The organism is Microbulbifer mixtoriginis (SeqCode) (assembly GCF_052466865.1).
Genome location: NZ_CP174293.1, coordinates 4,389,697 through 4,413,952, shown reverse-complemented (window position 1 = coordinate 4,413,952; position 24,256 = coordinate 4,389,697). Strand labels below are relative to the sequence as shown.

At 46.9% G+C, this 24,256-nt stretch carries 19 protein-coding genes; 7 read left to right on the top strand and 12 right to left on the bottom strand.

The genetic code is table 11. From position 1 onward, the window contains the following. Positions 1-353: 353 nt before the first annotated feature. Positions 354-2,564, top strand: coding sequence for a S9 family peptidase (locus ACJJJA_RS19895; RefSeq protein WP_444903158.1), 2,211 nt, complete (start codon positions 354-356; stop codon positions 2,562-2,564). A 294-nt stretch (positions 2,565-2,858) separates the two neighbouring features. Next, positions 2,859-3,296, top strand: a complete 438-nt coding sequence (locus ACJJJA_RS19890; protein ID WP_444887194.1) for a rhodanese-like domain-containing protein — start codon at positions 2,859-2,861, stop codon at positions 3,294-3,296. A gap of 78 nt (positions 3,297-3,374) precedes the next feature. On the opposite strand, the gene katG is transcribed toward ACJJJA_RS19890, so the two are convergent. Then, entirely contained in the window at positions 3,375-5,645 is a 2,271-nt protein-coding gene (gene katG / locus ACJJJA_RS19885; protein WP_444903157.1) for a catalase/peroxidase HPI, read from the bottom strand. A gap of 535 nt (positions 5,646-6,180) precedes the next feature. Here katG and ACJJJA_RS19880 point away from each other — a divergent pair. Continuing rightward, the gene (locus ACJJJA_RS19880; RefSeq protein WP_444903156.1) at positions 6,181-8,169 is read left to right on the top strand and encodes an alkyl/aryl-sulfatase; all 1,989 of its coding nucleotides are present in this window, start codon (positions 6,181-6,183) and stop codon (positions 8,167-8,169) included. On the opposite strand, the gene ACJJJA_RS19875 is transcribed toward ACJJJA_RS19880, so the two are convergent. The 10 genes from ACJJJA_RS19875 to ACJJJA_RS19830 all read right to left on the bottom strand — a co-directional run bounded on the left by ACJJJA_RS19875 (position 8,080) and on the right by ACJJJA_RS19830 (position 19,274). Further along, positions 8,080-10,122, bottom strand: a complete 2,043-nt coding sequence (locus tag ACJJJA_RS19875; protein WP_444903155.1) for a DNRLRE domain-containing protein — start codon at positions 10,120-10,122, stop codon at positions 8,080-8,082. The two genes, ACJJJA_RS19880 and ACJJJA_RS19875, sit on opposite strands and share 90 nt — an antisense overlap. A 79-nt stretch (positions 10,123-10,201) precedes the next feature. Further along, a complete protein-coding gene (locus ACJJJA_RS19870; RefSeq protein WP_444903154.1) occupies positions 10,202-10,843 on the bottom strand; it encodes an Lcl C-terminal domain-containing protein in 642 nt (213 codons plus the stop codon). Further along, positions 10,840-12,423, bottom strand: coding sequence for an ethylbenzene dehydrogenase-related protein (locus ACJJJA_RS19865; protein WP_444903153.1), 1,584 nt, complete (start codon positions 12,421-12,423; stop codon positions 10,840-10,842). The genes ACJJJA_RS19870 and ACJJJA_RS19865 overlap by 4 nt, the downstream gene beginning before the upstream one ends. 225 nt (positions 12,424-12,648) lie before the next feature. Next, a complete protein-coding gene (locus tag ACJJJA_RS19860) occupies positions 12,649-13,251 on the bottom strand; it encodes a glutathione S-transferase N-terminal domain-containing protein (RefSeq protein ID WP_444903152.1) in 603 nt (200 codons plus the stop codon). Positions 13,252-13,327: 76 nt separating this feature from the next. Beyond that, a complete protein-coding gene (locus ACJJJA_RS19855) occupies positions 13,328-13,579 on the bottom strand; it encodes an HP1242/YdcH family protein (protein ID WP_252083304.1) in 252 nt (83 codons plus the stop codon). A gap of 511 nt (positions 13,580-14,090) precedes the next feature. Further along, positions 14,091-14,783 (bottom strand): TetR/AcrR family transcriptional regulator, encoded by a 693-nt coding sequence (locus ACJJJA_RS19850; RefSeq protein ID WP_252083303.1) that lies wholly within the window; start codon positions 14,781-14,783, stop codon positions 14,091-14,093. Positions 14,784-14,989: 206 nt separating this feature from the next. Further along, positions 14,990-16,009, bottom strand: a complete 1,020-nt coding sequence (locus ACJJJA_RS19845) for a cytochrome d ubiquinol oxidase subunit II (RefSeq protein ID WP_252083302.1) — start codon at positions 16,007-16,009, stop codon at positions 14,990-14,992. Continuing rightward, entirely contained in the window at positions 16,002-17,396 is a 1,395-nt protein-coding gene (locus ACJJJA_RS19840) for a cytochrome ubiquinol oxidase subunit I (protein ID WP_444899835.1), read from the bottom strand. The genes ACJJJA_RS19845 and ACJJJA_RS19840 overlap by 8 nt, the downstream gene beginning before the upstream one ends. Positions 17,397-17,595: 199 nt before the next feature. After that, positions 17,596-18,150: a GbsR/MarR family transcriptional regulator gene (locus ACJJJA_RS19835; RefSeq protein WP_444887187.1), complete on the bottom strand. Its 555-nt coding sequence runs from the start codon at positions 18,148-18,150 to the stop codon at positions 17,596-17,598. Positions 18,151-18,323: 173 nt separating this feature from the next. Beyond that, a complete protein-coding gene (locus tag ACJJJA_RS19830) occupies positions 18,324-19,274 on the bottom strand; it encodes a DUF1853 family protein (RefSeq protein WP_444903151.1) in 951 nt (316 codons plus the stop codon). Between the two features lie 216 nt (positions 19,275-19,490). On the opposite strand from ACJJJA_RS19830, the gene ACJJJA_RS19825 reads away from it, so the two are divergent. Then, a complete protein-coding gene (locus tag ACJJJA_RS19825; protein WP_444903150.1) occupies positions 19,491-20,393 on the top strand; it encodes a bile acid:sodium symporter family protein in 903 nt (300 codons plus the stop codon). Positions 20,394-20,400: 7 nt separating this feature from the next. Here the strand turns inward: ACJJJA_RS19825 and ACJJJA_RS19820 are convergent, their stop codons facing one another. After that, positions 20,401-21,090, bottom strand: coding sequence for a Crp/Fnr family transcriptional regulator (locus tag ACJJJA_RS19820; RefSeq protein WP_444903149.1), 690 nt, complete (start codon positions 21,088-21,090; stop codon positions 20,401-20,403). Between the two features lie 81 nt (positions 21,091-21,171). Here ACJJJA_RS19820 and ACJJJA_RS19815 point away from each other — a divergent pair, with 81 nt between their 5' ends. The 3 genes from ACJJJA_RS19815 (at position 21,172) to ACJJJA_RS19805 (ending at position 24,249) form a co-directional block, all read left to right on the top strand. Then, positions 21,172-21,939: a class II aldolase/adducin family protein gene (locus ACJJJA_RS19815; protein WP_444899838.1), complete on the top strand. Its 768-nt coding sequence runs from the start codon at positions 21,172-21,174 to the stop codon at positions 21,937-21,939. Positions 21,940-22,156: 217 nt separating this feature from the next. Further along, entirely contained in the window at positions 22,157-23,083 is a 927-nt protein-coding gene (locus ACJJJA_RS19810) for a glycosyltransferase family 2 protein (protein ID WP_444903148.1), read from the top strand. 269 nt (positions 23,084-23,352) lie between these two features. Continuing rightward, positions 23,353-24,249 carry a glycosyltransferase gene (locus ACJJJA_RS19805; protein ID WP_444903147.1) on the top strand — a complete coding sequence of 299 codons (897 nt, stop codon included), beginning with the start codon at positions 23,353-23,355 and terminating at the stop codon, positions 24,247-24,249. The last annotated feature ends 7 nt before the right edge of the window (positions 24,250-24,256 follow it).

Below are 24,256 nucleotides of genomic sequence, written 5' to 3'. Positions count from 1 at the left end.
TGCGACCTGGATATCTTTGGCGGCAAATTGTTATGGAAGGAGGTGAGAACTGTTTTAATAGAAGAAGTAAGTTGGTTCTTCTTACTGATTTTGTTTCGCCAAAAGCCAGCCCCAAGATTGTCTTCAGGCACTGCGAATATCGATGATGCAGAGTAAATGACGGTAAAGTAAGACAATTGCAGAAGGTTTGATTGTCACTCTGTTAAATTCAGAAAGAGAGCTCGATGCCCTCCGTTATCTGAAGATTACATTGTAGAATTCAAGGACTTTGTTGCTTGCAGAGAAAGTGGTTTAACGCCTTTCTTAACGCAGATTTGCGCCTAGCATAAAACACTAAAACAAAGAGCCCTTCTATGAAAAGAAAACTGCTTGCCCTACTTAGCTGTACAACCTTTGCGGGACTCTGTTCCGCGGATACGTTGACTATTGAGCGAATATTCTCCGATCCGGCCCTTGGAGGCACAGCGCCCCGTGCCCTTGAGTACTCTCCCGATGGTAGTCGGGTAACTTTTCTGAAGGGGCGCGATGAAGACTATAACCGTTACGATTTGTGGGAATATAACATTGCCGATAAAGAGTCCCGTATCCTGGTGAATTCCGATAGCCTGCACAGTGGTCATGAGGAATTGTCCGATGAAGAAAAAGCCCGACGCGAGCGCCAGCGAATTTATGGCAGTGGCATTATGGAATACAGCTGGTCGGAAGATGGTAAGTCCCTGTTATTTCCGTTAGCTGGAGATGTTTATTACTACGGCCTGGATAGTAAATCCGCGCGGCGCTTAACTGAAACTGAAACTTTCGAAACCGATGTGCGGGTTTCCCCTAAAGGGCGTTATGTTTCTTTTATTCGCGACCAGGATATTTTTGTTGTTGACCTAAAGAATGGTAAAGAGCGTGCATTAACCAATGATGGCCACGGGCCTATTAAAAATGGTATGGCCGAATTTGTTGCTCAGGAAGAGATGGGGCGCATGAGCGGATACTGGTGGTCACCAGATGACCGTCATATCGCCTTTCTGCAGGTGGATGAGTCTCCGGTGGATAAGGTGACTCGCAGTGAAATCTATGCTGATCGCATTGACCTGATTCAGCAACGCTATCCCGCCGCAGGGAGAGCGAATGTAAAAATTCAGCTGGGCATTCTGAATGTAGAAACCGGTAAATCCCGCTGGGTAAACCTTGGTAATGAGCAGGATATTTATATTCCTCGCGTGCAGTGGGCGCGCGATAATCTACTGACTTATCAATGGCAGTCCCGCAATCAACAGAAGTTGCAATTGCGTGCTTTTGATCTGAAGACGAACACTGGTAATACCCTGTTGATTGAGTTCAGTGATACCTGGGTAAATTTGAGTGATGATCTTCACTTCTTGGAGAATAAAGATCAATTTATCTGGTCTTCAGAGAGAGATGGTTTTAAACATCTCTATCTCTATGATCTAAGTGGTAAATTGTTGAACCAGATCACTCAGGGTGACTGGGTAGTGGATGAAGTTGAAGCGATTGATGAGAATCAGGGCCTGGTGTATTTCACCGGGCGTAAAGATACTGTGATAGAGCGACATTTGTATCGAGCGCCATTCAATGGGGATGGAAAGATACAACGTATCTCTAGCAAGAAGGGAATGCATGATATTGAGTTTTCCCAAGATGCCTCGGGTTATATCGATAAATTTTCCAGTGTAAATACCCCGCCTCAAGTAAGCTTGCATAATGCCAGTGGCGAACTAACGACCTGGCTGGAAGAAAATGCGGTTATTAATGGGCACCCTTTACACCCATACAAAGCTGATTGGATTACTCCTGAGTTCGGTACCATTGAATCCCCTCTGGGACACCAGCTTAATTATCGACTTTATAAGCCAGCTAATTTTGATGCATCAAAGCGTTACCCGGTTATGGTTTATGTCTATGGTGGACCCCATGTTCAGGTAGTTACCAATAGCTGGGATAAAGCCTTTAACCAGTTTATGGCCCAGCAAGGGTATGTCGTTTTTTCTCTGGATAATCGAGGTTCTGCTAACCGCGGAACGACTTTTGAGAACCCCATTTTTAAAAATATGGGTAGCCCTGAAGTTGAAGATCAGGTTACTGGGGTGAAATTCTTGCGCACACTACCTTTTGTCGATAGTGAGAATATTGGTATCTTTGGGCACAGTTATGGGGGCTATATGACTCTTATGAGTATGTTTAAAGCGGGTGACTATTTTAAGGCAGGTGTATCCGGTGCTCCTGTTACCGATTGGTCCCTTTATGATACCCATTATACTGAGCGTTATATGGGGAAACCCGAGACCGATGCGGATGCCTATCAGGCTTCATCAGTTTTTCCGTACACTGAGGGACTTAAGGGCTCCCTGTTGATTTATCACGGTATGGCGGATGATAATGTCTTGTTTACTAACACCACCCGACTGATCAAACAGCTGCAGGATAATGGCCAGCAGTTTGAATTGATGACCTACCCTGGCAAGAAGCATAGTTTGCGCGGTAAACAAACTCGGATTCACCAGTACACAATGATCAGAGATTTCTTTGATCGACATTTACGCAAAGATAGCTAATTTTAGTTATATTATTTTCTGTATATCAGGACCCCAGGCAAATAAAGCTTGGGGTTTGATCAGTGAAGTACTGATACCATCCTTATTCCTTCTACATTTTTTGTACCAAGTCTCCAATCATCCCAAGAACATCTCTATTTGTCTCATATTGTGTTCAATCATTTTTGGTGATTGATATTTTTTGTTTACTTTCTTTCTCATGGATTATGTTGTTTGAGGAAATTGGGAGTGCAAATAATCTACTAAGTGATTTTTGGTGGATCTGTTCAGGAATATATTGGGTTAGGGTGAATTATGTGGAATAGAATTGGTGGTAGATTTATTGTATTAGCTGCATTGATAAGTTTTTTTGGATGTGCTGGTGTTGGAACTGAAAAAGAGATGCCGTCACAGGAAGTAAGTCGCGAAATGGTGGGTGTTGAAGCAGAACTACTATCTGCTTATATGCAGGACCAATCCCTATTGACTCTAGTTGATGCGCGAACAGTGGGGGAGTTTGAGGCTGGACATGTAAACGGTGCAATTAATGTCCCTCTAGGTGATTTCGATGAAATGAGAGAGCATTTAACAATAGGTCTTGACGAGATGGTATTGGTTTACTGCAAAAGTGGCACACGGGCAAAAAGATTGGCAAATAAATTATTTGCAGTCGGCTATAAGGATGTCAGAGTTATATCATCGCACCAGTTGAAATTTATTGAAGGAGAAATAATTTTTGCAAACTTGGATTAAAGTTTGATGTGGGTAAAAGAGACAAGGTAAACCGGCTGATATGCTGGTTTACCTTGAAGTAATTATCGTAAGAACCATTTACTGACTAGCTGTGTCAAAACGATCCAGATTCATTACCTTAGTCCAGGCTTTAGAAAAATCCTGCACGAATTTCTGCTGAGAGTTATTGAAGGCATAGACCTCAGCGACTGCTCTGAGCTCAGAGTTGGAGCCAAAGATTAGATCCACAGGGGTTGCCGTCCACTTTACCTTACCGGTTTTGCGGTCGCTACCCTCATAAACCCCCTCTGCTTTATCGGATTTTTTCCATATTGTGGACATGTCTAGTAAGTTGACAAAAAAGTCGTTAGTGAGTATTCCTGGTTTATCGGTAAAGACGCCGTTTTTCGATCCATCAGTATTGGCGTTCAGCGCGCGCATACCGCCAATCAAAACCGTCATTTCCGGTACAGTGAGGGTCAACAGACTGGCGCGGTCCACCAGCATCTCGGTGGGTGTACGGCTATTATTACTGCTGAAATAATTGCGAAAGCCGTCGGCTGTGGGCTCAAGCATGGCGATGGAATTAACATCAGTCTGTTGCTGGCTTGCATCGGTACGACCGGGCTTGAAAGAAACGCTGATCTTTTGCCCCCCATCCGCAGCTGCTTTCTCAACAGCGGCAGTGCCACCGAGAACAATAAGGTCGGCGAGAGAGACTTTCTTACCCCCAGATTGGGCATTGTTAAACTCTTGCTGAATTTTTTCTAGCTGTGCTAGAACCTTGGCAAGTTCCTCTGGGTCATTGACTGGCCATTGTTTCTGGGGATCCAGCCGTATACGTGCGCCATTTGCTCCTCCACGCATATCTGAGCCGCGAAAAGTTGAAGCAGAGCCCCAGGCCGTTCTTACCAGCTCAGGCACGGTAAGGCCTGAGGAGAGGATTTTCGTTTTAAGTTGGCCGACATCATTGTCATCTATTAGAGGGTGATCGACTTTTGGTACTGGGTCTTGCCAGATCAGATCCTCTTTGGGAACTTCCACACCCAGATAACGCGCTTGTGGGCCCATATCGCGGTGAGTCAGCTTGAACCATGCCTTGGCGAAAGCGCGTTTAAATTCCTCAGGATTTTCCTGAAAGCGCTTGGCAATTTCCCGGTAACTGGGATCAAACTTTAAAGATAAATCGGTGGTAAACATGATTGGTGCATGCCGCTTGTTTTTATCAAAAGCGTCTGGCACCAAGTTGGCCGCAGCTTGATCATCGGGGATCCACTGTACTGCACCAGCGGGGCTCTTGGTTTTTACCCAGTTAAACTTGAATAAATTATCCAAGTATTGTTGGCTCCAGTTAATAGGAAGGGCCGACCAAGCCCCTTCAAGCCCAGAGGTCATTGTGTCATCGGCATTACCCTTACCACACTTGTTTTTCCAGCCCAGTCCCTGTTGCTCAATTGGGGCTGCTGCCGGTTCTGGGCCTAAGCAATCGGCTTTTACCGCGCCATGAGCCTTGCCAAAAGTATGGCCACCAGCGATCAGAGCAACCGTTTCTTCATCGTTCATGGCCATACGGGCAAAGGTTTCACGAATGTCGATAGCCGCAGCCTTGGGATCAGGGTTACCGTTAGGACCCTCTGGGTTTACATAAATCAATCCCATCTGAACGGCCGCCAGTGGTCTTTCTAACTGGCGATTACCGGTGTAGCGCTCATCGGCCAGCATCTTTGTTTCCGGGCCCCAATAAACCAGATCTGGCTCCCAGTCGTCTATACGGCCACCGGCAAAGCCGTAGGTCTCAAATCCCATGGATTCAAGAGCAACGTTGCCAGTGAGCACCATTAGGTCAGCCCATGATAGATTGGCGCCGTATTTCTGCTTGATAGGCCACAGCAGACGCCGTGCTTTATCTAGATTGGCATTATCTGGCCAACTATTCAGAGGGTCGAATCGCTGCTGCCCCCCCCCTGCGCCTCCGCGTCCGTCGTTAACCCGGTATGTACCTGCGCTGTGCCAGGCCATTCGGATCATAAAGGGGCCATAGTGCCCATAATCTGCAGGCCACCACTCCTGGGAAGTTTTTAACAGCGTTTCAATGTCACTCTTTACTGCTTTGAGATCCAGTGTTTTAAACGCCTCGGCATAATTAAAGTTTCCTCCCATGGGGTTAGACTTTGGGGAGTGTTGCCGCAAGGGGCGCAGATCCAGCTGGTTGGGCCACCAGAATTGGTTTGATTTAGGTTGGAAGTCCTTAGGGCCCTGGCGGGTGACGGGATCGGTCACTACCTCCTCCTCAGCAGAATACGTATTTGACGCCAATAATGACAGTGTGATGAAAAGAGCGGTACCGAGTGAAGCTCTATAGAATCGCATTGCAATCATCTCCATACGATAAGGAATGCAGATTACAGCTTTTTAATTTGGTCTTTCTTACGAATTTAAAGAGGTATATAGCCTATATTGGCGACGTGATTTTTGCGAGCTTTGTCGGACCAAGCAGCTGAGAAAGAGTTTTATTTCCAGCGGATGATAAATAAATAATATTGACTAGCGTGGTTTTTTGGGGGGCGATATTGGACGTTATACGTATTTATCTATCGTGATTTTATAGGTGCTAATCACCTGTGTCTTTGGTGAATAATTTCTAAGGATTAAATGTAATCTATTTGGTTGTTAAGCTTCTTTAAAAATTTAATTGTTGAAAATGACGAAATAAATACGGGAGCATAACACTATTTTTTAATATTGGTGGCTTTTATGACGTGTGAGCGATAGCTTCTTTGGGAAGTTAAAACAAGACCACCTCAATACGCAGAGATAAGCTGTTGCGTTCAGGTGTGCTGGCCCATGATTCTATTTTCTTATTCTAGGGCTAAGCCTATGGCAATGATTTATAAGGAGATTCTGTATGCGTATTTTTTTTATTTTTGGGGTGCTTTGTCTTTTATTGATGGCTTGTGGTGAATATTCACAAAAAGCGACCAAACATTCTGAGGAACTGAATGCCAAAGTTAAGCCGGCGAGTAAAGTTACCAAAGCGCATAACTTGTCTGTAGCGAAGCAATTGCCTTTCTCCAATGACTTGGATTTCCGCCTAGCCAAACGTGGGTTTATTGCCACGATTCCGGGAGCACAGGTTACAAACGCTATGGGAAGAGAGGTCTATGGACTGGCTCAGATGCAATTTCTAGATGGGGCGCCAAAGGATACAGTTAATCCGAGTCTTTGGCGGCAGGCTCAACTTAATGCTTTGAACAATGGGTTGTTTGAAGTTGTTGAAGGGATTTACCAGGTTCGCTCACTAGACCTAGCCAATATGACCTTGATCAAAGGGGAAACGGGATGGATTGTTATCGATCCCCTAACCTCTATGGAGACAGCTGCTGCTGGCTTGGCCCTGGCTAATAGGACGTTAGGCAATAGGCCTGTTAGCGCTGTAATTTTTACCCACAGCCATGCGGATCATTTTGCCGGTGTAGCGGGAGTTCTCACCATGCAACAGCTAGCCGAAGGAAGTGTGGAAATTATCGCGCCTGACGGATTTTCCGAGGAGGCAATCAGCGAGAATGTCCGCTCGGGCAATGTGATGCAGCGGCGGGCGCTCTACCAATTTGGGGACCTGTTACCATCTAGCCCAGATGGATTTGTGTCCTCGGGTCTTGGCAATCGCGTGTCTGATGGAGAGCACGGTATTGCAACGCCTACACAGTTGATTCCCGAAGAAGGGGCAGAGATGAAAATAGATGGTGTAGATATCATCTTTATGAGCACCCCTGGAGCCGAAGCTCCCACTGAGATGGTCTTCTTCTTTCCCCAGTTTAACGCCCTATGTATGAGTGAGATTGCCAATCACACTTTACATAATATCTATACGCTTCGCGGTGCTAAAACTCGGGATGCGCTGGCGTGGAGTCGCTACATAGAGAGAGCCATGGAAAAATTTGGTGGAGATACCCAGGTGGTTTTCAGTAGCCATCACTGGCCCACCTGGGGAAATAGTGAGGCGCTGGATTACCTAGTAAAGCAACGAGATCTCTACAAATATATTCACGATCAGACTCTACGCCTGGCTAACCATGGCCACGACATGATCGAAATCGCCGAACAAATACAATTGCCAGAGGCGCTCTCCCACACCTGGGCTAACCGGGGTTATTACGGTACGGTCAATGTGGGCGCAAAAGCGGTGTACAACCGTTATCTAGGATATTTTGATGGGAACCCTTCCAATCTACACCCACTCCCTCAGGAAGAAGCCGCGCTTCACTATGTAGAGTATATGGGAGGCAAAGAAGAAATAATGAAACGGGCACGGCAGGATTTTTCCCAGGGAAATTACCGTTGGGTGGCGATGGTGTTAAAGCACTTGGTTTTTGCTGAGCCAAAAAATCAGGAGGCACGTTATTTATTGGCGGATGCTTTCGAACAGCTGGGGTATCAGGCGGAGTCTGGAATTTGGCGCAATTTTTATTTAAGCGGTGCCAGGGAATTACGCCACGGAGTTGAGTTCCGTGAGGAGATGCAGCCGCCGGAAGAAATTGTTGCGCGGGTGCCTCTACAACTTTTATTTGATGCTATGGCGGTACGCCTCAATGGGGAGAAGGCGGCGGATGCGGATATCCGCTTAAATATTGAGATGACGGACAATAAAAATAAATACTTAGTGGTCGTTAAAAATGGAGTTTTACACGGTTATCCAGATCGACACAGTGAAGATCCCTCAGCGAGTTTGGCACTAAGTAGCACCGACCTGCGACTGATGTTCAGTGGTTTGGTCGGTGCTCCCACCATGATCAAGGAGGGGCGCTTAAAGGTGCGCGGCAATCCCTTGGCTTTGATCCAGTTTGGCAGACTCTTCGATAAGTTTGATAGGAACTTCAACCTGGTGACCCCTTAATTGGGAGATGCCGGGCAAGGTAGGCAACAGTTTGTCGGGCCTCATATCACCCGTTAGTCGTTGCGGTATGAGTCCCTGATAAGTGGAAGCGGCCGGCTTCGCTTTTAGAGCAAAATTGTTACAAGTAGCCTCAACTTTGAGTGCCGGTGACATGCCGCTTTCCTTGGAAGTGAAGTCCACACCGTTAATACCAGTGCGCGCGGCAATAACAAGCCCGGTATTTATACCGCTAAGCCAACTATTGAGAAGCCCGGAAGACAGAAGATCGATACTTTCTAAACCCTTATAAAAAGGCACAAAGCTCTCTGCCAGATTGCCACGTACCGATGAGCCCCCCACAGAGTTCCAGGTGGCGTTTTCCTCACTCCAGTTATTGGCGGCCTGGTAGATACCGAAAGTGCTACCCGATCGATTCGTGACATTCAGCTGCAGAGTGGCAGAGCTGATAGAGGAGCAGCCGGAAAGACTGCCTAGATCAAATTTAATCAGTGTGTAGAGTGTCCCATAGGTGTGGTCACTCCCATCGGCCAGTAGTCCTTCGGGGTCATGGTTAAAATTACTTGATGCGAAACGGGAGGAGATAAACACATCATCGCTTATTGGTAGGGAAAAGCTGCCGTTACTATCTGAGCTCTCTTGAATCACGCTGCGGCCAGCGTTATTAGCGATCAAATTCATGGATTCCCCCAGGCGGTTGGCGCTCCACCAATTCACATTATCTGGCAGGATGAGTGGATCGGCGGCACGTGCCTCCCGAGTCAGAGTTGCTGCAGTGTCATCGAACTGTGCGGTGCGCACTACCAGTCCACTTTCATTCACCTGGATGACCTTAAACTGCTGGATACTGGCCATGTCGATGGTCCAGGTTTTGGCGTCGTTAGCTGAACGGGCTGGAGCACCCCAACTCCCTTCCCCCACGTAAACGGTACCGCCGTTGTTGGTGGTAGAAAAGTTATTGCCACTGGGTATCACGGCCTCAGTCATTTTGGTGAGATGAGTATCGGATTCCACCACCAGGTTCATCGCATAGTCGTAAAATGACTGCGCCCACCAGTTAAATAAAGTGGGATTGTCAGACTTGCCGCTGTAATGGGGGAACATGGGCTTGTGATATTGGGCGAGACGCCAGCTGGCGGCGCTGCCATAGCTGGATAAATCGCTCGACAGCCAATTATTCATTGCGCTGGCGTAAGAGGACCATCCACTATTCTGAAACTGGCTATTTAAGGTGTAAATACGCAGTAAAGGTGACACCTGCACGGCACCATAAGTGTCGCTGGGCGAACAGTCTCCATCGCCATTAAAATCCACGCCGAAGACTTCGCAGATGGTCGAGTAATTATCATCTTCGTGATTGCCGTGAGTGGGGATCAATGGGTAGATTCGCTTGTAGCTATAACCATCAATTGTATCGCTGGAGTAAGTCAACTCCCAGTCGTCGAGGAATTCTCGCATTTCTGAGGCGCTATTGGCATTGGTGAAGTCGCCGCCATGCATTACTGCGAGAGGGCGTATTTTAGCTAGCAGAGTATTTCCCTGGCGACGAGTGGTATGTCCTGTGCGGGTATCACCACCGGCAATTACTACAAAAGGCGCGTTTTCTGCTGGAGCTGTCCTAAACCAAAATCGCTCACCACAGCCATTTTGGTCACATACACGAAAATAAACAGGAGAGTCCGCATTCAAATTTTGCAGGCGTACAAAATGGCTGGTGATACCGCTATCGAATGTTTCGCTATTGCTGACAAATGCGCTTTTCCAGCTGCTTTCATTGGTGGAGTAACCGTAGCTGACATAGGGATTACTGCTGTTGCCATCTGGAGAAAAACCGATGACAGCACTGCTGGAAGCATCGCCATCCCAGGCAAGGCGGTAGTGTTTGGTGGCGGCACTGACGTTGACTGCCAGCAACAATGTCGAAATAGTGAGAGCGGGGCCTATATATCGTCTCATTGCGGAAATTCCTCTGCAAAGTTGGGACTTTTTGTGAGAGGCCACCGCCTGGAGGGGGCAGGTTGGTGGCGCGCAGGAATTATTGGGGAACGATGTGACAGATGCTTGAACGATTGGTTACCAAGCGTGTGAAAGCTGCATTGCGATAGGGAATTGTGACGGTTTGCCCATTTATAAAATTGACCGCTGCGCCACCGACTTTTAGATAGGAGTAGATGCCTTCGAGGGGGAGGTCGCCATCACTGGTCCAGTAATCACCGCGCTGGGTTTTGGGGAAGTATCCAGTTTCGATACTGGGGCTTCCCGGCTGTACGTCTGGAGCCACCAGTGAACGCAGTTCGCTGGCGGAGGGCAGGCGCCAATGTTTTGCATCACAGAGTTGTTCCCGGTTAGTGTGCCGGATTAAATCCTCTGTGTCACAGCGCTCTGCTTCGAAATAACAATCTCCATTATTGGCAACGCCCTGATTGTTTAATAGTCGCGAATAAGTCCAACGTCCATCGTGAATGTCCTCACTATCTGTCTTGACCTCCCACAGCAGACCGCTGCGGCTATCGCAGACACAGGACCAGGGGCCCTCCCAGGTATCCATTACTTTTCCCTCAGCGCTCACTTTTAGAAGGTGGTATTGCTGCGGTTTTGGAGCCTGTGGTGTGTGGATAACGGCAGCACCAATCAGACAGGCGGGGAGAATAAAAATCAAAAAGAGTCGCGTGATCATAGCGCTTTACTCAGATTCAGTTGGATGGCTCTGGTATGACGGGTGTGGGAAACTTGTGCGCGATCAAATGCGGAAACCCACAGGCAGGTGCCATCTTCGATAGGAATGTCCAGGGGAGAGGCTGTATTTAATTTGCGTACAAGCTCTAGCGACCAGTATCCATCACGCCAAATACCTTTGGCTCTAACATCCGCACGATCACCCTCGAAGCGATTGGAGGTATAAAGTACCGAAGGCATTAGAGTACCTGGTGCTATCAGGTCGCTTTCTGCTGAGTAAGGTTGGTAATCAAACCAGGAGATGGTCCAATCAAGCTCCTGGCCTTCTTTAACATTTTGAAAGGGAGCCAATACATTAGCATCACTAGGCAAGCGTTTAGGAGTGATGCCAGTGGGGGAATACCATTTCCAGTTCAGTAAATAAGCACCGGATTCCTTTGCATCCTGTTGGTAACCTGCCGTGTAGCGGCGTTTACCTGCACGCCCTTTATCTGGCGCGCCGATAAAATTGTCATCCGCCAGATACATTTTATTAGTGCGTACTGCTTTCCAGTGCCAAAGATCGTGAAGTTGCCCCGATTGGCTGTAGTGATACCCCTTGCCATGCCAGTTTGATGGCTTGTTTGCCAGTGGTGAACGTCCGAGATGGGCGGTGCCAGCACCTCCGAAGTCACAGTGACTGGAAAGTAACAAGGCAAATTTGTCTTCGTAAAAATTCTTTTCATCAAAATTCTCAAAGCCTTGCTGCTTGATCTTCCAACCTTGATCCGTTTTTATCAGGGGTAAATGAGTCAGGCTTTCTGTGGGATCCTGCCAGGAAATATGAAAATAAATCTCCTCACCATTTTGCAGAGCTTTGAGATGCACATCAGTACGACCCTGATAAAAATTTGCGCCGCCATCGGTACTGATTTTTAGTGGCTGAGCTTTTGCCCATTGGGGTTCATCGGCATGGCCATCAATATCAATGATCGTATGGATAGGAATTGAGGTTACCGGCAGTTGATAATAAGAAAAGTTGGTCAGAAGCAGCCAACCGCCGAGCAGAAAGATGGGCAGCAAACTACATAGCAATGCCAGTTGAACTCTTCTGTTTGTGGCTGGCTTGAGGATATAGAGAAGAGCACTTTGCCCGAACTGCAGTAGATAAACGCCTGCGTGTAGAAAAATATAGACGCTGAGTCCAAGCGCGGCGAAAAAATGTAATGTTCGGACCAGTGATAACTGGCCTATCCCAGCAAAGAGCAGCCAGCCACTGGCCAACGAGATGCCAATGAGGCTAATGCCCCCCCAGGTGACTACTCGGTGGTAATTCCATTGTTTATGAGCGCATGATTGTTCAATTCGATAAAGTCGAATAGCATTCGAGTATAAATAAGAAAGGGCAACCAGCGAAAGCAGGAGTGCAGAGAAGAAATGTACACTGTGTACCTCTCCCTGGGGCAGCAGTTCTTCAATTGAGGCAATGGCGGGTTTAGTGAGTGTGGCAATACGCAACCCACTGAAAAGACTGCAGATCACTGCTATTGCTAATGCAGCATGCAGCAGTATCCACATGGGGCTTTTTGATCTGTCAGACATAATTAGGCCCTAAAAAGCCCACAGGCTATCGGCGGGATATGACAGTTTAGAGAAACTTATGTGGCTCTGAGAAATGGTTAAAACTCATTACTCCGCCAAAATGCAGTCGTTGCTAAAAAAGTGATGTTGGGGACGCGTTGAAAATATTTAGGCCATGCTTAATTAGGGAGAAACTGTAGGGAGGCTTGGCGACGCTAAGTTTTACTTAAAGATTTCAAAGTTAAGTTAGTCGCGTAATGGCGTTATTTTGAAGCTTTCTCGTATTTCGAGGGTTTCTGACAGGGCGCTTAGTTGTGGCCTATCTTTGCGCCAGTTGAAGTCTTCGTGCCGAAAATCTAGGTATGAAAGTGCTGAGCCGAGCGCAATTTGTAGAAGACAAAATGTCTGAGGAAATTGAAGGACTCTGGCTTCAAAAAAATCCAGGGTACGATTGATTGCACTGTTGTAGCGCTGCCACCAAAATTCTGACTGAAGCCCTTCACGCCCGCGAATTTTCTCTACCTGTCTGTGAACCAAGATCTCCATTAGACCTGAGGACACACTATAGAGTGTTTTTAAATTCCAGTCATTGTCTATCGCAGAGCTGAGGTGGCCATCTCCAAGTTGTTTATCTAGGAACTCACAGATCACTTCGCTATCCATAATAACGTTGCCGTTATCTAAGGTCAGGCAGGGAACTTTACCTAAAGGATTATTGGATATTAAATCATTTGTATTGTGAAAAGGGTGAGAAAAAACCTCACTAACGCGGGAGTGTAACTTGAGTTCTTCTATAACAATTCGGGTTTTTCGGGCAAAGGGGGAGGAGTAAGTCAGAAAGAGTTGCATAGCGGCGCTTAATCACTCAGCCACTCTATATGGTCGGCATTGGTGATGAGGCGCCGCTAATTTTGCAAAATAACTACTAATGATGGGGAATGACATCAGTAATACGGTTATAGAGGTGTTGTTTGAGATAGGCACGTTGTTTTTTTAGTCTTGAATAGTGATCGTCATCAGTGCCGATGCCACTATCCTGTAGTCCTCTAATTTGTTTATCCAGTTTTCGATATTGGTCGTTATCTAGCTTGAATTCTACGTCATTCCTGATCAGGTGCTTGATAGTATCGGCGTACTCGGGAAAATCCAACTCCAGCTCATGCGCGGCTATGGACATAGAAAACCTCCCCTCCATTCAGTTAAAGCATCAAGGGTAATATTAGTTTGTGAATTTGAAGTCACAAAAACCACCACCAAGAAGCAGACTGGGCTGCCAATCATTGGACGATGATTTACCCCCGTTGTTTCAAGCTGATAACGTATTAGGCGGCTAATTTTTAGGTGTGAAAAGGTTGTTCAATTATAGGATTTCTTGAAGTCGGTATTCTTTATGAAGAAAAATTCTAACAAAAGAAAATTTTAGAATGCCAGTTTTTTTAGAGAGTATGCTTGTGATTGATCAGAAGTTTACTCTGAGTGTGTCGTTTATGACATTGTAAGGCGAAAGCGATGGTGAAATGTTAATGGCTTTCAGTATTGCCGCATTCGTAATTTTTATATTGATAAAAAATGAAATTTAACTAATTGGAAGTTTTGTTGGCTGGGTACACAAAAAAGCCTGGCAAATATTATTGCCAGGCCCTAGGTGTGTCGATATTATCTAAATTTTAATTAATAAAATTTAGGCTTTATGCAGAGGCTTCTAATGGAGCAAAGCGCAACTGACGTCTTTGCAACAGCTCTCCGAGATACAGCTTTAAGTAAGCTGCAGCGGCACGCTTGCCCTCTGCGGCGGCTTCCTCGGTAATTCTTCCGAAACGCGAGTATGCCTGGGAACAAAACGAATCATTGATATTGATGGCGCACATAAAACGGTCGCGCCAGTCCTGTGATGGAGGCAACTCAAATTCACGAGACAGATTCTTAATCAAGGTATCTGCCAAGCGCCAGTTGTTTTCCATCTGTAATTGACGTAGAGCCCAGCTGGACTGTGGCCCGTAGTGTACTTTGAGTGCGGAGATATTATCTTCGTAATAGCTACGCACTAAGTCGCACAGGTGGTAGAGCATATCTTGCCAGCTATCCGCTGGTGAGAAATCAGAGTGCCCCAGTACCACATCGCCAAATGACTTGTAGTGACGTTCCGCCAGAGCGGTAAGGCTGGCATCTACGCTTGGGAAAAAGTGGTACACGGATGCAGCTGGGACCCCAGCTACCTGGCTCAGATTGGCTAGACTTATGTCCGTGGAATCCTGCTCGGCAATGAGGGTTTCCAGCGCGTCGAGAAGCTTTTCATACTTCTCACGGCCGTTTTTACGTTGTGGTTTGCGCGGACTAGCAGTGTCGCGCCGGCTAATAGCACGTCGATCGATTTGGTTCAAATTCACCTCCCCTTAGACAAGCGCAGTTGGCAAGCGCCAGAAGTGCGCTTTACTTCCTTGTAAAAAATTGTCTTCTGGAATTGATGATTATTATCGTACCAATTTCGGGGAGCAAGGGGATTTTGTTCGAATTGTGGGATAGTTCCGCGCTGGCGGATTAATTTTGATCAAGTGTTACTATCCCACACAATTCGAAAAAGGTTGTGCTAATGGTAGTGAAGTTCGGAAGCTTTACCGCGAAACACATAGTACGAGAATGCCGTATAGATCAGTATGATCGGCACTACAATCAGGGCGCCCACTAAAATGAATTTCAGTGAAGCGGTGGCACTGGCTGCCTGCCAGATATTCAGCTGCCCAGGCACTATGTCGGGAAAGAAGCTAAAAGCCAGGCCGATAAAGCACATCAGAAAAATAGTCACTACCAATGTGAAGGGCAGCGCACTGTGCCTATCGTTGGCTTTGGGTAACCTGGCCAGCAGGAGGTCATTAAAAATAAAAGCCAGAAAACACAGGGTGGGTATCAGGAGTACGAACATCACCAGTGGATAGCTGAACCAACGATCAAAAACGGCTGGATTGACCAGTGGATTGATCGTGGAGACTGAGACTACGCCAAGGAGAGTCGCCCGCCCAGCCCGACGCGCCCAGCGTACTGCCCGTTCCTGCAACAGTGACTCGGTTTTCAATACCAGCCAGGCCGAGCCCATATAGCTGTAGGCGGCAGTTACCCCCAGGGCACTGACTGCAGAGAAAAGCTGTGCCTGCCAGCCAGGCTGGAACCCCATCACATATTGCCCCAGCATATAACCTTGGGCCAGGCTGGTGATTATGGATCCTGCTTTAAACGTCCTGTCCCAGGCGAGCTTGTGTCCCACGGCCGCTTTGGCGCGGAAGTCAAAAGCCACACCGCGCAAAATCAGCCCCACCAGCATTATCGCTGCTGGAATATAGAGATGCATCAGCACTAGGTTGTGGGCGATGGGAAAGGCGATAAGCAACAGGCCGATGGCGAGCACCAGCCAGGTTTCATTGGCATCCCAGAAAGGACCAATCGAGGCAATCATGGTGTCCCGCTGGGGCTCGTCCTCCTTACCCAGGGGGAGGAGAATACCCACCCCAAGGTCGTAACCATCCAAAATGGCGTAAACCAGTACTGCTAGACCCATTAGGCCGATAAAGACAACGGGTAGCCAATAGGCTGCGGATGATGCGGCCTCATTCATGGGATTCCCCCTTGGATTGCTCTTGGGTGGATTTCGGTAGGTTGGTCAGGCTGCCACCGGCGAGAGGTTCTTTGGTTTCAAACTCCTCCACTTTGACCGATTTCAAAGCCATTACTTTTAGGGTGTGAATATAGGCATAGAGCAGGATGACATAGACAAGCAGATATAGGGTGAGAGAGAAGCCCACATGGGAAGGTGGAATCTGGGTTACGGCATCTGCGGTTTTGAGAACCCCGGTCACAAGCCATGGTTGCCGACCAATTTCAGTGACATACCAGCCTGCTAAGGTGGCTACCCAACCTGCGAACGTCATTCCTACCAGGGTTTTGAGCGCCCAGTTGGGTAGCTCTTTGCGCCGCCAGAGGAGGTAGCAACCTCCCCAGGCGACAGCCAGCATTAATATCCCCATACCCACCATAATTCGGAAGGCGAAGAAAACGGGTGCAACCGGCGGATGATCATTGGGGAATTCTTCGATACCTTTTATTTCTCCATTTAAATCATGGGTCAGAATAAAGCTGGCCATTTTGGGGATAGCTATCTCGAAATGATTGGTTTTCTTCTCACCATCGGGTATTGCAAAGAGTAATAGTGGCGCGCCCCTTTCGGTCTCCCATACTCCCTCCATTGCCGCCACTTTCTGCGGCTGGTACTTAAAAGTGTTAAGACCGTGTAGGTCGCCGACAAAGATCTGGACTGGAATAAAAACAGCTGCCAATACCAACCCGGTTTTTAGTGCTAGCCGCGGTGCACGCTTTGGGTCACCTTTAAGTATCCGGTAAGCAGAGATACCTGCGACAAAGAAGGCTGCAGTGAGACCAGAGGCCAGTAGCATATGAGTGAGGCGATAGGGGAAAGAGGCATTAAAAATAATAGCCAGCCAGCTCTCTGGGTAGGCGACACCATCTCGTAGTTCAAAGCCGGATGGGGTCTGCATCCAGGAATTGAGTGCAATGATCCAGAAGGCGGAAAGTGTGGTGCCAATAGCCACTACAAAGGCTGAGAAGGTGTGAACTTTGCTGGGGACACGATTTATTCCAAACAACATGATACCTAGAAAAGTGGCTTCCAGAAAAAAAGCGGTAAGCACTTCATAACCCAAGAGAGGCCCGGCGATATTGCCAACCCGTGCCATAAACCCTGGCCAGTTGGTACCAAATTGGAAAGACATAGTGATGCCACTAACGACACCGAGTGCGAAGGTTAGGGCAAAGACCTTTACCCAAAAACGATAGGCTCTCATCCAAACAGGATTATCAGTTTGGTCGTAGCGAAGCTTGAAGAAAACAATAATCCAGGCGAGGGCTATTGTGATGGTGGGAAAGAGAATATGAAAACTGATATTGGCCGCAAACTGTATTCGGGAGAGGATCAGAGTATCTAGCATGGGAGCCTCTGCTGGTCGGACTAATTTATTAACCAGATAACCGGGCGACTCTTCCTGATAGGCCCGGGGGTGCCCGTTAAACACCATTGCAGGAGTATGGACCCACGGTGTTTATTGAGCGGCTGCCGACGTTGTGTCGGCGGCGGTTTATCCTTTTACCGCTTGTCTTAGTTGCCCAGCGGGCAATTCAGGTATAGGTTTATTCTGGAGCCTTTCCTCCTGTCATTTTACTTTTCAGCTCCAGTAGCTTGACGATGCCGGAGCCCAGTTTCATTAGCTTTAGTAAATCGTCGTGTTCCAGCTTGCTCAGGGTGTTGGCAAACTCTTCAAGTAATTCCAGCAGACTGTAGACTTCTTGAATTTTCTCCTGAGCCTGTGCTTCTTGTTCATCCTGAGGCTCATTGAGCAAGAGCTGGCGCAGTAGGCTCAGGGTGGGGTCCAGTTCGCGTTTACGTCGCTCTTCAAATACAGTTCGAGCAAGCTCCCAGATGGAGCCTGCAGCGGTGAAATAGTCTTTTCGGTCACCTGGCTGGTGCTGTAGCTCAACAAGGCGCCAGGCCTGCAGTTCTTTGAGGCCCATACTCACATTGCCACGACTGATCTTTAGTGCCTGAGCCAGCTGCTCGGCATTTAAGGGGGAAGGGTGGATAGTAAGCAGGGCAAACATCTGGCCCACGGTGCGATTAAAACCCCACCGGCTGCCCATTTCTCCAAAGTGCAGTACAAAAGCCTGGGCTTGACTGGATAGTTTCATTTTCTTCTTAAGTTTCAGAAATTTCTGAAAATTGTAAATGTAAATTGATCCAAGTCAATAAATAATTGGAAAAATTTTGTTTTAAGTTTTTTGCTGTGGGTGTAGATAAGTAAATTGTCAGGGGGGGCGGGCCCACAAGTAGTGGTAGGCAGAAAGTGTTTTCTCTCAGGACGTTATGGGTGTTTCTGTGGGAGTGATGCCTGTGCTCTACGCGGCCAGTCGCTAGGTACAATAAAGCCGCGACTCATTTCACCTTCTTGGCCCATAAGAGCAAAACATAGAGGCTTATCAATTGCTGAGCTCTGTAGTTCGGCCATAAGTTGCTCAAAAGAGACGCCGTGGGATTCTTCCCATTCTATTGATGCTAGCCAGGCTTTTTTGGGAAGCTGGAGCCAGCGCAGGTCTGCTGAGATATTTCCTTGAGTGGCAAGGTTTCCGAGGGTTTCCAAGTCGGTCCACCAATTACTATTGCATAGATGCTTCAGATTCCTCCCCGGTGTCTGATTAGTTTGTAATCGGTTAAAGAGTCGGCCTGGCATCAGCGTCCACTGCCGATCAATATAAAGCTCCTGAGCTTCTAATAGAGGTTGTACGGATTGTTGTTGGATGAGAGGCAGTTGATGTTCCGCCATACGCTTTAATTTGATATCCAGGCGATCTTTGAGGCCTGGGCCAACCCAGAAGCCGACGGGCTGAGAGAGGTAGAACTTCACCGCAACCTCCCAGTGCTCGCAGCGATTACTGGGTAGGTGATGAACCACAAAGTCCAGTTCGCCGAGAGTTCTACCCTCAATACGCAGGGGCAGGTTCTGGTGCAGCAACTGGTAATCGGGGTGGTATTGAAAAGCGAAAGACCAGAGTCGCTCAAAGTAAAGGCCAAGCCGGTTGGTGGGTTTGTGCCGGTCGCCTTCAATCAGGTATGTTTCGAGCTTATCTATTAATTCTTGTTTGACTTCTTTGCGGGAAAAATAAGTGTGCAATTGGTTGCGGCGAGCCATAGGTAGCCATGGCAGGTCAATGGTGCTAGTTGATTTGTCACTAGTATCAACAATATCGCTACTGCCCAGGGACCAAAGTAGGTTGGACCAGTCATCTACAATAGGGCTGGGGAGTCGATTGGTCATATAAACCCTGTTAGCGGCAAAAAAGCGCTCTGATTCTACCAGAGTCGGCACTTGACTTGGGACTGTGCTAGGGTTCATCTTCCAGAGAGATATTTAATAATAAAACTGCTGTCCCCCTAGATCTCACCTCGTGTGGATTACACGTTTTTGCCAAAGCGTAATCTACATGGGATATGGGGAGATATAGCCAGACAATAATAAAAAGAGGAGGTGAATGTGGAATCAGGGCCTATGATCTCGATCGGTCTACCCATCGCACTGTTTATCATTATGGTGGGCATTGGAATGACCCTGACCGCCAGGGATTTCCACCAGGTGACGGTAAAACCAGGTGGGTTAGTGGTGGGCACACTTGCCCAGATTGTACTTATGCCACTTGTGGCTTTTGTTCTGTGTTGGGCGCTCAGTTTACCCGCACCGATAGCTGTGGGTTTGGTGATTATTGCAGCCTGCCCGGGTGGAACGACCTCAAACCTTTTTACGTTACTCGCTCGCGGTAATGTAGCGCTCTCCATAGTGTTAACGGTTTCGGCAAGCCTAATTACGATTCTGACCCTGCCATTCTTCACCAATTTTGCCCTGCGCCAATACTTTGGAGCAGAGCAGGAAATCGTTCTCCCTTTTGCCAAAACTGTCGCCATGTTATCGGTGATAGTCTTGCTGCCCGTGGTGATTGGTATGTTGATACGGGCTTGGAACCCTCATTTAGCCAGCCGCGCTGAGGGCATTGTAAGTATTTTTGGGGCGCTGGTACTGGTCATTTTAGTGGTGGGATTGGTGTGGGGTATGAGAGACCGGATTGGAGAGCTCATGCTGTTGGCCGGCCCCTCTACAATTTTGCTGAATTTACTGGGGGTGTTGACTGGCTTAATCATCAGCCACTTCAGTGGGCTTTCCCGGCGGGATGGTCTGGCAGTAGCTACCGAGCTGGGCATCAAGAACGGGACTATTGGTCTCATGGTGACCCTCACACTGATGCACTCCAGTGAAATGTCGGTGCCTTCAGCCGTATATGGAGTACTTATGTTTCCATCGGGAATGTTGCTTGCCTATTATGGCCGCAAGAAAGCGCGCGAAGCTGGGGAGGCAGACGCGGCGCAAGCTGGCGGGGTCGGATGAAATCCTCTCAATCCAACAGCTTTATATAGGTATCCAAGTGCGAGATATCCGGCACACTGATGCGACCGTAAGAGCACTCTATTAGTCCCTTGGATTCAATATTCTTTAATACCCGGTGTACTCCCTGCCGGGTCATCCCCATGGTGTTGGCGAGTAGTTCTTTGGTGAGGCGGAAACTGGTTGGGCCACTTTTTTCGCCGCCGTTGTGCATTTGGGCCATAAAAAGCAGACGTCGAGCAATTCGCGCTTCGGTACCACGTAGTACATCGTCCTGGATAATGGACATTACTGTCCAAAGCCTGAGGCTAATTTGTTCCAATGCTATTGGGTAGGCTTCGGGGTGTTGTTTCATTTTTGCCCTCAAGATTTCACCCGGAATATCGACTACAGCACAGTCAGTGTGAGCGCTTGCTCCAAATACTCGCGGAGTGCCAGGGCAAAATACGGTATCACCAAACCAAGCTCCAATATCTAAAATCGCAAGGGTCGCTTCGCGCCCGGCAAAATTACTGGAGCATATTCTTACTTGTCCTTCAGCGATAATTGAAAGGCGCTCCTGATGGGAGCCCGAAGGGTAGATGCTATCACCCTGAGAAAAGTACTGGCATTGTGCCTGTTGGGCTAAGAATTCTCGAGCCTCACTGGGTAGGCCTGCTAGTAGTGGGCATTTATCAAGGAAAGTAATGTTTTTATTCATTCGCCAAGTGTAAACAATTTGACAGTGTTTACAGCAGGGATGATTCAGAATTTGAGCTCTGATAAAGCTGGGGAGAGGACGATGAAACTGGAAACCATACCTTCACTTGAGGGACGCGTTAGCGATGAAGAGTGGCAATTACGCATAGATTTGGCGGCGGCTTACCGATTGATCGCCTATTTTGGGTGGGACGATACTATTTTCACTCATCTCTCTGTACGTATTCCTGGGCCGGAATCACACTTTCTTATTAACCCTTTTGGAATGTTTTTCGATGAAATTACTGCTTCCAGCTTGGTAAAAATCGATTTGCAGGGGGAAAAAGTGGATGAAAATGCGGCAATGGTGAATCCTGCAGGGTTTACTATTCACAGCGCAATTCATGAAGCGAGGAAAGATGCCCACTGCGTTATACATACCCATACTACTGCTGGGGTAGCTGTATCTGCTCATGCTGAGGGGTTACTGCCAATCTCGCAGCAATCACTATTTCCCCTTTCAAGTATTGCCTACCACGACTATGAGGGAATTGCTGTGCGCAAGGATGAAAAGTCACGTTTGGTGGCTGACCTGGGATCAGCGAACTATATGATCTTGCGCAATCACGGACTGTTAACCTGTGCTTCTACTATTCCTGATACCTTTTTAGCAATGTTTATATTGCAACGTGCCTGTGAAATTCAGGTTACAGCTCTTGCTGGTAACCGACCACTCACTCCGGTGCCTCAAAATATTGTGGATAAAATAGTGAGTGAAGGAGATATGGTTACCAGTAATCAAGGGGGGCTATTGGCTTGGCCTGGATTTTTAAGGAGGCTGGATAGAGTTAACCCTGGGTATACTGAATAGCATCTGTCCCAAATGCCCTGAATGTGATTTTAGGTTCTATATTTCAGGGCATTGATCAAAAATTTAAGATTTAAACTGGATACTGGGGAATTAAGCGCCACAATGAAAGGAACCCTGATTTAGACCTGGCTAATGGACTTTACTTTCAACAAAATGGAATTAATGTGGGCTTATCGCCACCAATGAGTCCTCGAAGGCTAATCAACGGTATTCCAACATGCTCCAGTACTTTCTTAAAAAAAGATTAAAAAAACATGACTCTAATAATAATTTAAAGGTGGAGTCTCTGGTTTTAGGTCATCTTCTAGGCTTGAAGGCTCTAAATTGTGAGTCATCCGGCGTTGGCAATGATAAGCCGCATAATATTGTCGTTTCGCTGACTTCTTATAATAAGCGTATTTATGATGTTTACTTATGTATAGAAAGTCTTTATCAACAATCCTTGAGAGCAGATGCAATAATTCTATGGTTATCCTTACGTGATTTCCCCGATAGGAGATTACCTGAGATACTTCGAAAACAGCAGGCTAGAGGCCTACAAATTCATTTCGTGGAGAATGATTTTGGGCCTTATATGAAATATATGTATGCCTTTGATATGTTTCCAAATAGTCTCATCGTCACTGTGGATGATGATGTGCTTTATCCTTCAGATACTATCGATTTACTATATCAATCTTATTTGAGAGCTCCCTCACATATCCATTGCCATAGGGCACATAAGATTCTGTTAAACGGAAAAGGGGAATTGAAACCTTACGAAAGTTGGCGCTCCTATGGGCTAAATAGTGAGCCATCTCCATTCCTTTTTGCTACGGGAATGGCTGGGGTTTTGTACCCTCCGGATTCATTACATGAGGATGCTTTCAATAGTAAAAAATTTATGGAGTTATGTCCTGCTGCTGATGATGTTTGGTTGAAGGCGATGAGTTTATTGCGAGGAAAATATGTTACTAGGGTTCCAGACTATCGATACTGGAGGGAACGCTTTCTTACTATTCAGGGGTCACAGATTCAACAGTTAAAGGAGATTAACTTGAGAGGCACAGGTGGTAATGACTGCAAGATTAAAAGGGTGTTTTCAGAGTATCAAATACTTGACTATTTACAGGAGCGAAATCAGCCTGTTTTAAGTCCTCACTAGGGGGTGACTTGGGTGAAAGATCAGAGCTGCCCCAGATAGGGGTAAGCTACTTAAGCACTTTTTTTTAGGTGAAAGAAACTGCCCCTCGGCCTTTAATTAGGTTTTTGTCCTAAATATGGTGTTTGAGTGGCCATTGGCTGTGGCATCTGGCATAATCTGCCAAGTTTGTACCCACTTCCGCCCTCTTCTCTTTTGATGGTGTTCCCAAGCTGAGCGGATTGCTGTTCGGCTATTCGGTACAATAGGTTGAGTTTGCTGGATGGCCCTGAATGTTCCAATATTTTTTAAAGAAGCGCTTAAAAAAGCACGACCTAAACAATAATTTGAAGTTGGAAGCGCTTGTTCGCTGCCAGTTGCTTGGTCTACACGCTTCAAGCAATACAGATCTTGGAGTGGGAAATACTAAGAGAGATAATATCGTTATATCTCTAACGTCCTTCGATAAGCGAATCCACGATTTATATTTGTGTATTGAAAGCCTTTTCCAGCAATCCCTTAAGGCTGATGCAATTGTTCTGTGGTTGTCTACCAAGAACTTTCCAAATAAGACTTTGCCCGAGACCCTTAAAAAGCAACAGCAAAGAGGGCTGCAAATATTTTTTGTTGAGGAAGATCTGGGACCCTATAAAAAATATGCTTATGCTTTTGAAAGATTTCCTGACAGCCTGATTGTTACTGTTGACGATGATGTTCTTTATCCGCCGGATATGATTGATTTACTTTATCAGGCATATGAAAAAGATCCATCCAAGATTTATTGCCACAGGGCTCATCGAATGCGTCTAGATAAAAAAGGAGCACTACTGCCTTATGGAAGTTGGGAAAGTAGCATAAGGGACACAGAGGCATCTCATTTAGTCTTTCCAACTGGCATGGGAGGGGTTATGTATCCCCCAAACTCCTTGCATAAGGATGCGTTTGACCCCGAAAAATTTATGACCCTGTGCCCAAATGCAGATGATATTTGGTTGAAGGCAATGAGTATTAAAAGCGGGACTTTGGCTGCGCGTATTTCTGATTCCCGTAGCTGGAGACATCGCTTCTTAATGATTCAGGGCTCACAAGAATATGCATTAATGAAGGAAAATCATAAGAACCGTCAGGGGAATGATTGCAAAATTAAGAAGGTTTTCTCTGAATATGACATCTATGATTTGTTAAAATAGTAAAAGA